Here is a 14,952-nt window from a genome sequence, read left to right as displayed (position 1 = left end):
ATTCTTTATATCTTATATTTATTAATCTATAGTTTTAGTATTTATTTGTTTTTACCTTAATGGATGAAATGGTATAAATCGCTTTTTATTTTATATATTTTTATATATTTTTATATATTTTTATATATTTTAACTAGTTTATTAATTCTTGGATATTTTATTATCATAAGTTGTTAAGCTTAGATGTTGTAGTGTTTTTATGGCTTATATTATTAATCCTTTAGATATTTTTGTTATTGATTTGGATGGAACTTTATTAGATACTAATTATACTAATCTTATATTATATAAAGATGTTTTAAGCAATAAGTTTGGAATGTCTCACTTAATAGAGTTACTATAAAAACTTTAAACAACTGTTTGGAAAATCCATTATCTGCAGTAGAATTACTTAAAATAAAAGAGTATAAAGATCAAATTTATTCTAAATATTTAATTTAACAAAAGTAAATTATTTACTATATTATCTAATATTAGAATTTCATAAAACAAATAGAATTATTTTATTGACTAATACTAATAAAAATAGAGCTGATGAGCTTATAAAATTTTTATGATTTACAAAATTATTTTTCTTATATCTATTATAACTCTAGCAGAAATAAGCATTATAATTTGATTAATAATTTAAATTTAGTTCCTAATAATCTTATTGCTTATGATGATGAAACAATGGAAATTTAAAATGCAAGAATGCGTGAAGTAAAACTATATTATCAAATTTTTATATAGGATAAAATATGCAAAAATATAATATATTTGATTTTACAATTAGTAGAAATGATTTTTATCTAAAAATATAAAAGCCTTTTATAGCTTAGATTATATTGGTAATTTACGTGTTGATTGTGAAAATTTAAAAAAAAATCCTGCTAGATTTATTTATACTATTAAAGAGGATTTTTACAAACCAAAAGATCAAGGTAAACTTAATAATATTTCAAATATATGTTTTAAATATATCTATACTTTTTTATCAAATATTGATTTGCTTAAATGGTCTTTTAAGCATTAATATTATGTTTGTTTGGTTTCTGATATATATACTAATAATGAAAAAATGCGCTTTAGAGATAGCTAGGTTTGCGTGAATAATTTAAAAGATGGTATTGATTTTTTCTTAGAGTTAAAGATGATGAGTGTTTGTATATATTGCTTCTAAATTTGTAAATAAATGGAGTCGTGATTGCAAGTGGATTAGCATTTATATGTGATGGTATTGCTCATAGGGCTGCTTTTAAATTTAATATGCTAACAATTACGATTTTACTAAGTAGGATAAAAGAGATTATCCCTAAATAAAATACTGATTTGGCAAACCAATATCTATTAATGGTGGATTGATTATTAGTAGATATTATAAAGATATTTTAAATTTTAAAGAACAAATGAGTGGATGTGTGTGAAGAGATAGATTGCAAGTGTTATTTAGCGATATGATGGTTTTAACTACTAGCTATAGCAAAAGTGATGCTAAAAAGAATAAAAAGTTAAATAGTTAGTGGTTCAAGACACGTTATAAAAAATCTAAAAATTATGGTATAAAATTTGCTGTTATATATGATGAGAAGCTTTATAATAGTAAGCAGTTTAATTTAAATATGGAATTTATAAACAAATATAAAAATTATCATGATACATCTGAGATAAATAAAAATATACGATAATTTAAGTTTATAAGCTCTCAAAATGCTGAATTAAGCTATACTAAATTTAAGAGTATTTAAATTTGAAATTCTAAATTAATAATAGATTATATTAAATAAAGATAAAGATAATAATATTAAAGAAAAGATAATATAAATTTATCTTTATAAATAATTATTTGATTTAGTTTTATTTTTTCTTAAATTTAAAATAGTTAATATTCTCATTTTATAAGTTTTTATATTTTATTAGCATAACAAAAAATATGTAAATAAAATATAAAATTGGTAAAAGATGGGAATTTGAGTATTTTTAAAGCTAAATTTAGCTATATTAATAATAAAAATTATTATTTGGATATATAGATGGAATTTGGTTTTATGCAACTTTTTTATGCATTTTTGCTTACGCTTTTTGCTGGGTTTTCTACTTCAATTGGTGCAGTAATTGCATTTTTTAGTAAAAAAGATGATTATAGGCTTCTTAGTATTGGGCTTGGATTTAGTGCTGGAGTGATGATTTATATCTCATTTATGGAGATTTTGCCTAGTTCTATGGATGATTTTGCTAGAATTTTTGAAAGTAAAAATGCTGAGTTTATAGGACTTTTAGCATTTTTTAGCGGAATAGTTTTAACTGCTTTAATTGATAAATTTATTCCAAGCGATTTAAATCCCCATGAACCAAAAGATAGCCTTGATGAGCTTAAATTTTGCCCACTGCCAAAAAGTAATGAGCCACGTCCAACCTATCATCCAGGAATTAGTCAAAAGAGCTTAAAGAGCTTAAAACGAACCGGGATTATTACTGCTTTTGCTATTGCGATACATAATTTTCCTGAGGGATTTGCGACATTTATTAGTAGTGTTGAGTCGTTAAGTTTTGGGCTAGCAATTGCTGGGGCTGTAGCATTACATAATATTCCTGAGGGACTAGCAGTTTCATTGCCAATATATCATGCTACTGGAGATAAAAAGCGAGCCTTTGCCTATTCGTGTTTATCAGGACTTGCTGAGCCTATTGGCGCAATTGCTGGAGCATTGATTTTGATGCCTTTTATGAATGAGACAGTGATGGCTAGTGTTTTTGGTGTTGTTGCTGGAATTATGGTTTTTATTAGCTTTGATGAGCTTTTACCAGCAGCTAGGAGTTATGATAAGGCACATGATAGTTTATATGGTTTAGTTGCTGGTATGGTGGTAATGGCAGTGAGCTTGATTTTACTTGGGATCTAAATTTTGTATTAAATTTAGATCCATAATTTAGCTAATTTATTTTTTTATCTTAGTAGTACGGTATAAGAAACTAAATACTTCAGCGACGGCTTTGTATAAATTTGGTGGAATTTCTTGATTAATATCAACTTTGCTTAGAATCTCGACTAAGTCACTATCTTCTCTAATGGGAACTTTATAAATTTTGGCTGCTTCAATGATTTTATTAGCTACTTCACCTTTGCCGCTAGCTAAAACCATTGGAGCATTGTTTTTATCTTTATTATAACCTAGAGCAACTGCCTTTTTAATTTTTTTTGCCATCTTATGCCTTTTTGTTAAATCCAAAATCAAATGCCCTGTCAGCTTGATGATACGGGGCTTTTTTAGGTTTATGAACCAAAGTAAAGCTACTAACTATTAATCCCAATCCAGTGATTGCACTTTTTAGTTCTTTACTAGCACTTAGGATTAGGTTTTTAAATTCAGCCGTACCAGTAGCAATACTAATATCGATATATTTGTTATCGTTTAAGGCAATTACGATATCAACATTACCAAAATGAGTAAAATTTAGATCAATTTTAGCGTAGAAACGTTTCTTTTTACCTTGTTTAAAAGCTACGCTACTACTCTCAAGCGCATCCCATGAGTATGGTAAGTATGTTTGAAGCGAATTTTGTGCATAGCTAATTAGCTGGTGCATTTCGATTTGAGTTAAAAGTCTATTTATATTTTGATTTAACGCAGCCTGATTTGGTTGATTGGCTGTGGCTTCTTTTAGGGCTAAAAGTGTGGCTTTAACATCGTTTTGTAGTGTTTGAGCAGCTAGATTTTTATCATTTGGAGTGATATTTGCTATATCAGCTTTAGCTAAATTTGTAGCTTTTATCAATCCTTTTAGTTCAGCTAGATGGCTTTTAGCATCTTGGCTATTTTTATCAAAAAAGTTAATAATATTTGATAGCTTTCTAGCAGCCATAGAGAGTTTATCTTGTAGATTTAGATTATTAGCATCAGTGTTAATATGTTGTATGAAATTACTTAAATTTGTGCTATTTTGAGATTGATTTAGACCGCTTATTAGACTTTCTAAATTTGGCGTAGATTGAGCGGTTTGTGCTATTGTAGCGCTATTAATCTGGCTTAGCTGTGTAGATTCTAGCATAGCTGAGAGGCGATTAGCACTGGCTGCTATATTGTTTGATAGCTTAAATTCTTTTATATCAAGAGCGGGATTATTTATATTGGATTTTAGTGAATTTAACTCAGCTTTGATATCTAGAAGCATTTGGCCTAGCTGCGTACTTAGAGGTTTGACATTTTTTAAATTTGGGTGGTTAAAATTAATCTGTGATAGCGAAGTTTCTATATTTTTGATTATATTTTGACCTTGGTTTATAGCTCGTGATATATTTTGCTCTATTGAGAGTGGATTTTTGGGATTAGTTTGAATTTGATATGCGATTTTATCAAGGAATTTCGCCATATGTTCTAGCTTAGTATTTGCCTCTAAAAGCGGCTTAAAATTTGAGTTTTGTACAATTTGGTTATTTTTTAATTTATTTTTTTGTAAAATTTCTAAAAGCGCATTAAAGCTCTCTTGTGGACTACTTTCTTTGGTATTTGCAAGACCCATAAAGGCTAGCGTAAGATCTTTATTAGTAGTATTTTTCATCAGTGATAAAAGTTCTTTAATGCTTGATGGTAAAATTTCAGCCTTTAGAGTTTGGGCGAGTTTAGCCTCTAGCATTATGCCTGTATCTTTGATAGTTTGGGCAATGTTTGTTGTTTTAATATGCTCAACTGGTTTGATAAAACTTTCAAGCTTTGCACCAAGTTGACTTAGCTTCGGGTCTGATTTTATAGAATTTAAAAGAGAGGCTAGATCTTTGGCTAAATTTGGTGCTACTTGCGATGATTTTATCTGGGCTAAGGCATTTTGTTTATATGTTCCATCATCGATATTAGCCTTGAGTGCATTTAATAGTTTTGATGTGAATTTATTTAATTCTAAATCGAGTTTAGTCTGCTCAATTACAATACCTTGGGTTGGTTTTTTTAGTATGGTTTTGCCATCATTTAAGCTAGTTGTATTACTAGTCTCTTTAGATGATTTTTTATCATCTTTGGTTTGGGTTGGTTGTTGGGTTGGGGTATTATTTACTATTATCATCATTTAACTCATCAAAAATCACACTATGACCACCGTGGCGAGTAAATGCCACCTCTTGGTCTTTGGGTACATTTTTTTGAAATGTAGCAAAGATTATCAAAAATGCCAACAGTGTAATGTAGTAATATATAAAAGCTGTAGCGCCAAATTGGTTTATTAAAAATCCTATAATTATTGTAGATAAAAATGAACCTATTAAGTAGTTAAATAGTAAAGCTCTTACAACTTCGACATAAGTAGTTTTATCCGTTACAACATCGTTTGCCCTAGCTAATGCTAGTGCGTAAAGTACAAATATTCCAAAACCTAAAAAGAAAACAATAAGATACTGTAAAGCAATACCTGGGTTAATAAATATAAATATAAGGCATGCTAGCAGTGCTATGCTAGAGGCTAAAATAATAGCAAACTTTCTACCAAATTTATCAGAAATAGTTCCAAATATAGTATGTGCCATAAATCCGCCACTCATTCCAATAATTATAAAAATTCCAGCTTGTGCTGGGGTATAGCCTTGGGTTATTATAAATAGTGAAGCCATTGAAAAAAATCCATTCATTGTAAGACCAGCAATTATACTTGTAGCAAGCGCTAATGGGGCGATATTGTAAATTTTAGGCAAGCTAATACTCATTGCTTTTGGGATTTTAGGTGATTTGATTTTAAGAAAATTTAATGGAATTGAACCTAAAATGATTGCAATTGTGCCAATTAAAAATACCTTCGTAGTGCTTAAATCCATACTCATAATCACAGCGCCAATGGCAAAGGCGCTATAAAAGATAATTTCATAAAATCCAAGCACCCTTGAGCGAACAGAATTTGAAATCTTCTCATTTAACCAACTCTCTACAATTAATACAATACTATAATAGCAAAACCCTAGCATAAATCTTAAAATAGCCCAAAATATGAGATTTTCACTTATATCATGAAGTAGGGCTGAAATGGCAAAAAGCGCAGTAAATATAGCATAAGCCCTCATATGTCCTACATGTGAAATTAACCTATGCGATATAATTGTACAAGTAAGCGCTCCCATAAAAAAGCAAGAAGTAATAAGGCCAATTTGCGTATTTGAAGCTCCTAATTCATTTAGTAGAACTCCAGCAGAACTAACAACTAACCCACTAGCTATAAATATAAAGCTAACTCCTATAAATAAAGCACTAAGCGAGGTTATAGCTCTTTTACTTCCTGCCATAAAATACTCCAGCGCAAAATACCCCAAGTGGCATTAAAGCAAGTCCGGCTAAAAATGCGATTGGTTCTAAAATTCCGTGCCTAAGCAAAACAAAAAAGGAAATAATTAAAATAAAATAGCTAAGCAGCCTAAGCGGTTTAAAAGCACCTAGAATATCTATTTTACGAAATTTAGCTAACTTTTTATCACTTTTGGTAGTAAAATTTTTCTTATTTAAATTGTCTGAATTATCATTGTTTTTAATCTGCTCATCTTCGCTATCTTCAAAAAGCTCAAGTTCTTGCTCGCTTAATTGATAATTAACACTTTTATTCTCAACTCTACTCTTATATCCAAAATAACTAGCAAATAAAATAAGAGTAGAACAAATAAAGGCTACTTGTGAATTTAAAAGCTCAACCGCCCCAAAAGCCGAGCTAATAGCAATTAAAATAGCGTCTAAAATCAGGTAAAAAAAAGCTAAATTTTTAAATTTCATCTCTTTTCTTTAAACTCTTCATAGCTTTTAACTTGAGATTTATAGGCCTTATAGATATTATTTATCGCAGCACCAACACCTATGAAAATACCAACTCCAAGTCCCCAGTTTGAGCCTGTTAGTTCCTTTAATCCCCAGCCGATGCCAAAGCCTATAAGCACCGCAACTACGATTGAGATCCCAAGGCTTAGGCTATCAGCGGCTTTTATTGCGGTGTTTATCTTTTTGCTTTTTTGACTCATAGCGATTTAAAACTCTCTTTTATGGCTTGTGCGGTTTTGTCTAAGCTAGTTTGGCTTAGAGGCTTGCAAACAAAGCAAGTTTCAAACTGACTTGGTGCTAGATAGATGCCACGCTTTAGCATTTGAGCGTGGAATTTGGCAAATAAATTTGTATCGCTTTGTAGGGCTTGAGTGTAGTTAGTAACAGGATTTTCATTGAAGAAAAATCCCCACATAGACCCACGCACTTCAACTTGTAATCCAATCCCGCTCTCATTAGCAGCTTCTAGCATACTATCTGTGATAAATTTGCTTTTTTGCTCTAGTTCATCATATAAATTTGGCATATTATAAATTTTATTTAACGCAGCTAGTCCCGCAGCCATAGCAACAGGATTTCCGCTAAGCGTCCCAGCTTGATATACTCCACCAAGTGGGCTTATAAGCTCCATTATATCCTTTTTACCAGCATACGCAGCGCACGGCATACCACCACCAATGACCTTACCAAAGGTAACTATATCAGCTTCAATCTTATTTAATCCATAGCTACCAGTGGCACTAGCTCTAAATCCACTCATAACTTCATCAAAGATTAAAACCGCACCATTTTCATCACAAATCTTTCTAAGCCCATGTAAAAACTCATCGCTACCAGGCACCAATCCCATATTTCCAGCGATTGGCTCAACGATAATAACACCGATATCACCATTTTTAAAGCACTCTTTGACGCTATCTAGGTCATTATATTTGGCTAGATGAGTGTTTTTGACTATATCATTTGGGACGCCTAAGCTACTTGAATATCCAAAAGTGGTAGCCCCACTACCGGCTTTAACTAATAATCCATCGCTATGGCCGTGATAGCAACCTTCAAATTTGATTATTCCATCTTTTTTGCTATATCCACGAGCTAATCTAATAGCGCTCATAGTAGCTTCAGTCCCGCTACTAACAAAGCGAATTTTATCTAAATGAGGGAATTTAGATAATACTAATTGAGCAAGCTCAGTCTCTAATAAACATGGCGCACCAAAGCTTAGGCCCTTTTTGGCCGTTGATATCACAGCATCTTCTATATCCTTATCACAATGCCCAAAGATGAGTGGCCCCCAGCTTAAAACATAATCAATATACTCATTATTTTCAATATCATAGATAAACTCACGCTCACCCCTATCTATCATCACAGGAGTAGAACCAACTGAACCAAAGGCACGAACAGGCGAATTTACACCACCTGGGATATACTTTTGTGCTTTGAGGAATTCATCTTTATTTCTCATCTTTTTTATCCTTATTAAATGAAGTTATGTATTCAAATAAATTTAAAATCTCATTTTGAGTAAGAAAATATGATGGCATAATGCCTTTTGAGTCTGTGACTGCAGATTCGAATTTATCAAATTCAAGATTATTTATGCGTGGTGCCATCAAAGACCTCTCCTCATATTTATTAGTTTTTTTATTAAATGCTTTGTATTTTACTATCAAAGCGCCATCCCCTTTGCTTCCATGACACTTGTCACAGCCGATTCCACGAGGATTTTTATATAGCATTTTAGCATATTCGCTCTCAGTAATAAACTCTTCACTAAAAGCAAAAGTAATAAAAAGCAAAAAAAAGCCAATAAATTTCATAAATCTCACCTGAGTTTAATTTGAATTTAGGTATGATACAATTTTTGTAATTAAAAAATGCATAAAAGGATTAAAAATGCAAATAATTGATGGTAAAGAGATAAGTAACAGAGTAAAAGAGAGAGTAAAAGCTGAAGCTATAGCTTTAAAAGATATGGGAATTACTCCAACTTTAGCAGTTATTTTAGTAGGTGAAGATAAAGCTAGTCAAACTTATGTTGCAAGTAAAGAAAAATCTACAATAGCTTGCGAAATGGGTTCAGTAGTTCATAAATTACCTGAATCTACTACTCAAGACGAGCTTTTAGCTTTGATTGAGCTTTTAAATGCAGATGATAGTATAGATGGAATTTTAGTTCAACTGCCGCTTCCAAAACATATAGATAGTAATAAAATTTTAGAAGCTATTGATCCAAGTAAAGATGTGGATGGATTTCATGCTATAAATGTAGGTAAATTAAATAGCGGATTAGATGGATTTGTGCCTTGTACGCCACTTGGGATAATGGAGCTTTTAAAAGAGTATAACATTGAAGTTAGTGGTAAAAATGCCGTGGTAATAGGAAGAAGTAATATAGTAGGTAAGCCGATGGCAGCACTGCTACTAAATGCTGGGGCTACTGTGACTATAGCTCACTCTAAAACTAAAGATTTAGCAAAAGTTTGTCAAAATGCCCAAATTATAGTAGTTGCTGTAGGTAAACCAAATTTTTTAACTGCTGATATGGTAAATGATGGAGCAGTGGTAATAGATGTAGGTATAAATCGTTTAGATAATGGTAAGTTAGTAGGTGATTGTGATTATGATAATGTAGCTCCGAAGTGTTCTATGATAACTCCTGTTCCAGGAGGAGTAGGGCCAATGACAATTGCTATGCTGCTTAGCAATACGCTAAAATCAGCTAAAAATAGAAAATTAAAAGGCTAAACTTTGAGAAAAATTTTATCGAAATTCTATAATTTTTGTAGTGGTTGGACGGGGACAGTAATTATAGTTTTGTTTATAATATTTTTTATCGCTCAAGCATTTGTAATCCCTAGTGGCTCTATGAAAAATACTCTTTTAGTTGGAGATTATCTATTTGTAAAGAAATTTTCTTATGGAATTCCAACGCCACATATCCCTTTTGTAGAAATTCCAGTTTTACCTGATAGCGACGGTGATGGGCATTTGATAGCTAGTGATGGGCCAAAGCGTGGTGATATAGTAGTTTTTCGCTATCCAAAAGATCCTAAAATTCACTATGTAAAGCGTAATTTTGCTACTGGAAATGACGAAGTTATATTTGCTCCAAGTGCAATGTATCTAAGACCAAGCGGTGGTGATGATGAGATAAATAGTAAATTTAAAGATGCTGATATTGTAATATTAGGTGGTAAAAGATTTATAAAAGAGCCATATAAGATGGCTGGAATTCACTATGATAATAACACTAATAAGGATAATTATGGTGGATTAGAAGCTGATACATTTACTATTGCTGGTATGGTGGATTTTGCTATGAGTGAGGTAATGGTGCCAGAATTACCTAAAATTAATGGATTAAATTTCAACGCATATTACTTTAAAGTGCCACAAAATGAGTATTTCATGGTAGGTGATAATAGAGAAAATAGCAGCGATAGTAGATTTTGGGGTTCTGTGCCTTATAAATATATAGTTGGCAAGCCGTGGTTTGTCTATCTAAGCTATGATGAAAATTACAAAATTCGCTGGGAGCGTATCGGACGCTTAGCAAGTAGCTTAGAAGATATGGCAAAATAGTTAAATTTATATCATTTTATATGATATAATCAGATAATTTTAATTTAAAGTAGGTTTAGATGAATATTTCTAAGATTTATATAGCAAGTGATCACGCTGGATATGAGGCTAAGATGCAAGTTAAGAGTATTTTAGAAAATATGGGCGTATTGGTGATAGATTTAGGAACTGATAATGCTAAAAATAGCGTGGATTATCCTGATTTTGCTGCTTTAGTGGCTAATAGTATTAAAAGTAATGATGAATTTGGTGTGTTGATATGCGGTAGCGGGATTGGTATATCTATAGCAGCTAATCGCTTTTCTCATATACGCTGTGCTTTGAGTCATAATGCTACTATTGCAAGACTATCTAGAGAGCATAATGATGCAAATGTGCTGTGTTTTGGTGCTAGAGTAGTTGGCGCTGAGATTATTAAAGATATGGTTGAAGTATTTTTTACTACTGAATTTAGTGGTGGTAGGCATCAAAAACGAGTTGAAAAATTGGGAGTATGTCAATGTTCTTAGATTGGATTTTTTATACATTTTTTATCTGCTGTAGCCTTTATTTGGTTGTTATGGTATTTTATTATAAAACTTTACTTAAAAAAGAGCGTGCTATGCGTGATTTTGTTAAGAACAATCTAGATGATACTGAAATAATAATTCGCAAATTGCAAGTTCAACTTCAAAGAAGTCTTGGGAATATAGATATTTTAACCGATGAATTAAATAAAATTAAAAGTGATGTAAGCAGCTTAAGAGCTAGAAATTCTCAATACAGAGTAGAAAATGACAAATTAAGAGCTAGAATAAAAGAGTTAGAGGGCAAAATCGAAGCGCTATTGTAAAATAAATTTATTTATAGAAGGACTAGTGTGTATAGTTTATCACAAGAACAAAAAGATTATTTAGATTCAACTATTAGAAAGATTGCTGATTTTCCAAAGCCTGGAGTGATATTTCGAGATATTACCACACTTTTAGGCGATGGTAAGGCATTTAATCTTTTAATCTCTCATCTCTATGATAGATATAAAGATAAAGATATTGATTATGTAGTTGGGATCGAGAGCCGTGGCTTTATCTTTGGTGCGGCTTTGGCTGATAGGCTTGGGGTGGGATTTGTGCCTTTTAGAAAAAAGGGTAAATTACCAAGTGCTACTATCTCTGAAAAATACTCATTAGAGTATGGAGTAGATGAGATTGAAGCGCATATAGATGCCTTTAAGCCTAGAGCAAATCTATTATTAATAGATGATCTTATAGCTACAGGTGGCACGGCTAAGGCGGCTTGTGAGCTTATTTTAAGACTTAATGGAAATTTGGTTGAAATCATCTCTATAATAGATATTGGAATTGGTGGATTAAAAGAGATTAAAAATTATGCGCCAATTTATGTGGTATTACAGGAGTAGGATATGGAAGAGTTTTTAAAAGGTCTATTATATGAGTATAAAAATTGGGCGTATCTGATTATATTTTTATGGTGTATTGCTGAAGGAGAGTTAGCTCTTATTTTAGGTGGGATATTTGCTCATGAGGGGCATGTGAATTTAGGGCTTATAATATTTGTGGCTGGACTTGGTGGATTTGTGGGGGATCAAATTTATTTTTATATTGGTCGCTATAACAAAAAATATATCCAAAAAAAATTAGCCAAACAAAGACGCAAATTCGCCGTCGCTCACCTACTACTTCAAAAATTTGGCTGGCCGATTATCTTTATGCAGCGTTATATGTATGGATTTCGCACTGTTATACCTATGAGTATAGGAATCACTAGATATAGCGCTAAAAAATTTGCTTTTATAAATTTAATTAGCGCTTGGGTATGGGCGGCTATTACGATACTTTTGGCTTGGCATTTTGGTCAGCTCATTTGGGCTGGGATAGAGTGGGCCGAGTCGCATTGGTATTTTGCGGTGCCAATTATTGGTGGATTTTTAGCATCACTATTTTTTGGTTTAAAATATATGGAAAAGCGAATTTTAAATGAAAGGAAAAAGAGAAGAAATGAATGTTGAATTAATAGATAAAAAATTAGCTGATGTTTTGGCTGATTATGAGATAATTTTTATTGTTGATAAGAATTTGAGTCATAGATTTGTAGATGATCTGAGTGAGTTTGATTTTTACTCTTATAAGGGTGATGTGGTTTTAAATTTGCCTAGTAAGAGGCGGATTTATGTAGGGATTAAAAATCTTGATTTAAATTCTCTTAGATTGGCGAGTGCTACGGCTTTTAATGCTATTAAAGAGCTTAATATCAAAAGTGTCAAAATCGCTAGTTATAGCGGGGATTGCGTTAAGATGAGTTTTGAGGCTATGGTTGAGGGATTTTTGTTAGCTAGTTATAAATTTGATAGATACAAAAGCGAGAAAAAAGAGAATAAAATAGAAAAAATTCTAATTTCAACTGAGGATTATAATAGCAAAAAGATCGCCCTAGATGAAGCACAAATCGGTATAGATCACGCTCATATCATAGCTGAAGCGACTAATTTTACAAGAGATATAGTAAATGAAATTCCAGAGATCTACACCCCACAAAAGATGGCTGAAGATGCAAAAAATTTAAGTCTAAGCTATGCTAATATAGAGTGCGCTATACATGATGAAAACTACCTAAAAAGCCAAAATATGAATGCCTTTTTAGCGGTTAATAAAGCCTCAATCCATCCGCCGCGCCTAATACATTTAAAATACACCCCAAAACAGAGTATTAAAAGAGTTGTATTTGTAGGTAAGGGTCTTACATATGATAGTGGCGGACTAAGCTTAAAGCCAGCTGATTATATGCTAACTATGAAAAGCGATAAGAGTGGCGCAGCGGCTGCTATGGGAATCATAATGGGAGCGGCTAAGATGGAGTTGCCATTTGAAATTCACGCCGTTTTGGGTGCGACTGAAAATATGATAGGCGGAAATGCGTATAAGCCTGATGATGTGCTAATTACTCGTAGTGGAGTTAGTGTAGAGGTTAAAAATACAGATGCTGAAGGTAGGCTTGTTTTGGCTGATTGTTTGGATTGGGCGCAAAGTGAGCTTGACCCAGAGCTTCTTATAGATATGGCGACACTTACAGGTGCTTGTGTTGTAGGGCTTGGTGAATATACTAGTGGAGTTATGGGAAATAGCTATGAATTACAGAGTGAATTTAAAAATTACGCTAGTAGAAGTGGAGAGTATCTAACTGTTTTGGAATTTAATGATCATCTAAAAGAGCTTATAAAAAGCGATATAGCCGATATCTCAAATATCTCTTCAAGTAGATATGGTGGGGCTATTACAGCTGGAATATTTTTGGATAAATTTATAAAAGATGAGTATAAAGATAGGTGGTTACATCTTGATATCGCTGGGCCTGCTTATGTAAATAAAGCATGGGGATATAATCCAGCTGGGGCTAGTGGAGCTGGAGTTAGAGCGTGTTTATACTATCTACAAAAACTAGCTAGAAATCATCAAAAAGGTCAGAATTAATGGGATTATCAGTAGGTATTGTAGGTTTGCCAAATGTGGGTAAATCAACTACATTTAACGCACTAACAAAAGCTAGTAACGCCGAAGCGGCTAATTATCCATTTTGTACGATTGAACCAAATAAAGCTATAGTGCCAGTGCCAGATCCTAGGCTTGATGAACTCGCTAAAATCGTAAAACCAAACAAAATTCAACACTCTGTAATTGAATTTGTAGATATCGCAGGGCTTGTAAAGGGTGCTAGTAAGGGCGAAGGGCTTGGGAATAAATTTCTTTCTAATATTAGGGAAACCGAGGTGATCTTACACATGGTAAGGTGCTTTGAAGATTCTAATGTTACGCATGTAGAAAATAGCGTAGATCCAATTAGAGATATCGAGATTATCGAAACTGAGCTTATACTAGCTGATATAGAGCAACTTGCTAAAAAGATTGAGAAATTAACAAAAGAGGCTAAAGCAAATGTAAAAGGTGCTAAAGAGAGCTTAGAGTGTGCTAAAGCCTTAGCAGATCATTTAGATAGTGGCAAGAGTGCGGCGTCGTTTAGTGAATTTGATAGTGATGTTTTTAACGCTTTAAATAAAGAGCTTAGACTTCTTTCAGCAAAAGAGGTTATATATGGCGCTAATGTTAATGAAGATGAAATTTCTATCGATAATGAGTATGTAAAAAAGGTAAAAGAATATGCCAAAGAGCGTGGGGCAGAGGTTATCAAGCTTTGTGCTAAGATAGAAGAGGAGCTAATAGGGTTAGATGATACTGAGGCTAAAGAGATGTTAGAGAGCTTAGGAGCGAGTGAGAGTGGATTAGAGAGCATTATACGCACGGCATTTGCGAAGCTTGGGCTTATTAGTTATTTTACAGCTGGGGTTGTGGAAGTTAGGGCTTGGACTATACACAAAGGGTGGAAAGCCCCAAAGGCTGCGAGCGTGATACATAATGATTTTGAAAGAGGATTTATCAGAGCTGAAGTTATCAGCTATGATGATTATATCGCTTGTGGCGGTGAAGCCAAGGCCAAAGAAGCTGGCAAGATGAGATTAGAAGGTAAGGATTATGTCGTTAATGATGGCGATGTGATGCATTTTAGATTTAATGTGTGATAATTCAATCCGAATTTAGAGAGATCTAAATTC

General features: G+C 32.6%; 16 protein-coding genes. 9 read left to right on the top strand and 7 right to left on the bottom strand.

The genetic code is table 11. From position 1 onward, the window contains the following. Positions 1 to 2,012 precede the first annotated feature (2,012 nt). The gene (gene zupT, locus CIGNP109_RS02665) at positions 2,013 to 2,882 is read left to right on the top strand and encodes a zinc transporter ZupT (RefSeq protein WP_086224646.1); all 870 of its coding nucleotides are present in this window, start codon (positions 2,013 to 2,015) and stop codon (positions 2,880 to 2,882) included. Positions 2,883 to 2,918: 36 nt separating this feature from the next. Here the strand turns inward: zupT and CIGNP109_RS02660 are convergent, their stop codons facing one another. From CIGNP109_RS02660 to CIGNP109_RS02630, 7 genes are read right to left on the bottom strand one after another with little or no spacing between them, the layout of a single operon-like run. After that, entirely contained in the window at positions 2,919 to 3,185 is a 267-nt protein-coding gene (locus tag CIGNP109_RS02660; protein WP_086224645.1) for a FlhB-like flagellar biosynthesis protein, read from the bottom strand. Between the two features lies 1 nt (position 3,186). Next, positions 3,187 to 5,040 (bottom strand): flagellar hook-length control protein FliK, encoded by a 1,854-nt coding sequence (fliK, locus tag CIGNP109_RS02655; RefSeq protein ID WP_086228097.1) that lies wholly within the window; start codon positions 5,038 to 5,040, stop codon positions 3,187 to 3,189. Next, positions 5,021 to 6,241 (bottom strand): MFS transporter, encoded by a 1,221-nt coding sequence (locus CIGNP109_RS02650; RefSeq protein ID WP_086228096.1) that lies wholly within the window; start codon positions 6,239 to 6,241, stop codon positions 5,021 to 5,023. The genes fliK and CIGNP109_RS02650 overlap by 20 nt, the downstream gene beginning before the upstream one ends. Further along, on the bottom strand, positions 6,228 to 6,719 hold the full coding sequence (locus CIGNP109_RS02645; RefSeq protein ID WP_086228095.1) for a hypothetical protein: 492 nt from the start codon (positions 6,717 to 6,719) through the stop codon (positions 6,228 to 6,230). Before CIGNP109_RS02645 ends, CIGNP109_RS02650 begins: the two co-directional genes overlap by 14 nt. Next, positions 6,716 to 6,961, bottom strand: coding sequence for an AtpZ/AtpI family protein (locus CIGNP109_RS02640; RefSeq protein WP_086224641.1), 246 nt, complete (start codon positions 6,959 to 6,961; stop codon positions 6,716 to 6,718). Before CIGNP109_RS02640 ends, CIGNP109_RS02645 begins: the two co-directional genes overlap by 4 nt. After that, positions 6,958 to 8,229, bottom strand: a complete 1,272-nt coding sequence (gene hemL / locus CIGNP109_RS02635; protein ID WP_086228094.1) for a glutamate-1-semialdehyde 2,1-aminomutase — start codon at positions 8,227 to 8,229, stop codon at positions 6,958 to 6,960. The genes CIGNP109_RS02640 and hemL overlap by 4 nt, the downstream gene beginning before the upstream one ends. Next, positions 8,219 to 8,584 carry a c-type cytochrome gene (locus CIGNP109_RS02630; RefSeq protein ID WP_086228093.1) on the bottom strand — a complete coding sequence of 122 codons (366 nt, stop codon included), beginning with the start codon at positions 8,582 to 8,584 and terminating at the stop codon, positions 8,219 to 8,221. The genes hemL and CIGNP109_RS02630 overlap by 11 nt, the downstream gene beginning before the upstream one ends. A gap of 76 nt (positions 8,585 to 8,660) precedes the next feature. Between CIGNP109_RS02630 and folD the strand changes: the two genes are divergently transcribed. Genes folD through ychF form a run of 8 tightly spaced genes read left to right on the top strand, consistent with a single transcriptional unit; the run spans position 8,661 to position 14,919 of the window. After that, the gene (gene folD / locus CIGNP109_RS02625; RefSeq protein WP_086228092.1) at positions 8,661 to 9,512 is read left to right on the top strand and encodes a bifunctional methylenetetrahydrofolate dehydrogenase/methenyltetrahydrofolate cyclohydrolase FolD; all 852 of its coding nucleotides are present in this window, start codon (positions 8,661 to 8,663) and stop codon (positions 9,510 to 9,512) included. A 3-nt stretch (positions 9,513 to 9,515) separates the two neighbouring features. Continuing rightward, positions 9,516 to 10,349, top strand: coding sequence for a signal peptidase I (gene lepB, locus CIGNP109_RS02620; protein ID WP_086228091.1), 834 nt, complete (start codon positions 9,516 to 9,518; stop codon positions 10,347 to 10,349). A gap of 59 nt (positions 10,350 to 10,408) precedes the next feature. Next, entirely contained in the window at positions 10,409 to 10,858 is a 450-nt protein-coding gene (gene rpiB, locus CIGNP109_RS02615; protein WP_086226921.1) for a ribose 5-phosphate isomerase B, read from the top strand. Beyond that, a complete protein-coding gene (locus tag CIGNP109_RS02610; RefSeq protein WP_086224635.1) occupies positions 10,849 to 11,181 on the top strand; it encodes a hypothetical protein in 333 nt (110 codons plus the stop codon). Before rpiB ends, CIGNP109_RS02610 begins: the two co-directional genes overlap by 10 nt. Positions 11,182 to 11,208: 27 nt before the next feature. After that, positions 11,209 to 11,748, top strand: coding sequence for an adenine phosphoribosyltransferase (locus CIGNP109_RS02605; RefSeq protein WP_086228090.1), 540 nt, complete (start codon positions 11,209 to 11,211; stop codon positions 11,746 to 11,748). Positions 11,749 to 11,751: 3 nt separating this feature from the next. Beyond that, positions 11,752 to 12,357: a DedA family protein gene (locus CIGNP109_RS02600; protein WP_086228089.1), complete on the top strand. Its 606-nt coding sequence runs from the start codon at positions 11,752 to 11,754 to the stop codon at positions 12,355 to 12,357. Next, positions 12,347 to 13,816, top strand: a complete 1,470-nt coding sequence (locus CIGNP109_RS02595) for a leucyl aminopeptidase (protein WP_086228088.1) — start codon at positions 12,347 to 12,349, stop codon at positions 13,814 to 13,816. Before CIGNP109_RS02600 ends, CIGNP109_RS02595 begins: the two co-directional genes overlap by 11 nt. After that, a complete protein-coding gene (gene ychF / locus CIGNP109_RS02590; protein WP_086228087.1) occupies positions 13,816 to 14,919 on the top strand; it encodes a redox-regulated ATPase YchF in 1,104 nt (367 codons plus the stop codon). Before CIGNP109_RS02595 ends, ychF begins: the two co-directional genes overlap by 1 nt. Positions 14,920 to 14,952 lie beyond the last annotated feature (33 nt).

It is taken from the genome of Campylobacter sp. P0109 (genome assembly GCF_002138755.1).
Classification (GTDB): domain Bacteria; phylum Campylobacterota; class Campylobacteria; order Campylobacterales; family Campylobacteraceae; genus Campylobacter; species Campylobacter devanensis.
The sequence above is the reverse complement of the archived record's forward strand: the minus strand, read 5'-3'. Positions and strand labels throughout refer to the sequence as shown.

Excerpts from the sequence above, each read along its gene's own strand:
- ychF (WP_086228087.1), top strand. The coding sequence starts at position 13,816 with ATGGGATTATCAGTAGGTATTGTAGGTTTGCCAAATGTGGGTAAATCA.
- CIGNP109_RS02640 (WP_086224641.1), bottom strand. The coding sequence starts at position 6,961 with ATGAGTCAAAAAAGCAAAAAGATAAACACCGCAATAAAAGCCGCTGAT.
- CIGNP109_RS02610 (WP_086224635.1), top strand. The coding sequence starts at position 10,849 with ATGTTCTTAGATTGGATTTTTTATACATTTTTTATCTGCTGTAGCCTT.
- rpiB (WP_086226921.1), top strand. The coding sequence starts at position 10,409 with ATGAATATTTCTAAGATTTATATAGCAAGTGATCACGCTGGATATGAG.
- fliK (WP_086228097.1), bottom strand. The coding sequence starts at position 5,040 with ATGATGATAATAGTAAATAATACCCCAACCCAACAACCAACCCAAACC.
- CIGNP109_RS02595 (WP_086228088.1), top strand. The coding sequence starts at position 12,347 with ATGAATGTTGAATTAATAGATAAAAAATTAGCTGATGTTTTGGCTGAT.
- CIGNP109_RS02660 (WP_086224645.1), bottom strand. The coding sequence starts at position 3,185 with ATGGCAAAAAAAATTAAAAAGGCAGTTGCTCTAGGTTATAATAAAGAT.
- CIGNP109_RS02645 (WP_086228095.1), bottom strand. The coding sequence starts at position 6,719 with ATGAAATTTAAAAATTTAGCTTTTTTTTACCTGATTTTAGACGCTATT.
- hemL (WP_086228094.1), bottom strand. The coding sequence starts at position 8,229 with ATGAGAAATAAAGATGAATTCCTCAAAGCACAAAAGTATATCCCAGGT.
- zupT (WP_086224646.1), top strand. The coding sequence starts at position 2,013 with ATGGAATTTGGTTTTATGCAACTTTTTTATGCATTTTTGCTTACGCTT.
- CIGNP109_RS02600 (WP_086228089.1), top strand. The coding sequence starts at position 11,752 with ATGGAAGAGTTTTTAAAAGGTCTATTATATGAGTATAAAAATTGGGCG.
- CIGNP109_RS02650 (WP_086228096.1), bottom strand. The coding sequence starts at position 6,241 with ATGGCAGGAAGTAAAAGAGCTATAACCTCGCTTAGTGCTTTATTTATA.
- CIGNP109_RS02630 (WP_086228093.1), bottom strand. The coding sequence starts at position 8,584 with ATGAAATTTATTGGCTTTTTTTTGCTTTTTATTACTTTTGCTTTTAGT.
- folD (WP_086228092.1), top strand. The coding sequence starts at position 8,661 with ATGCAAATAATTGATGGTAAAGAGATAAGTAACAGAGTAAAAGAGAGA.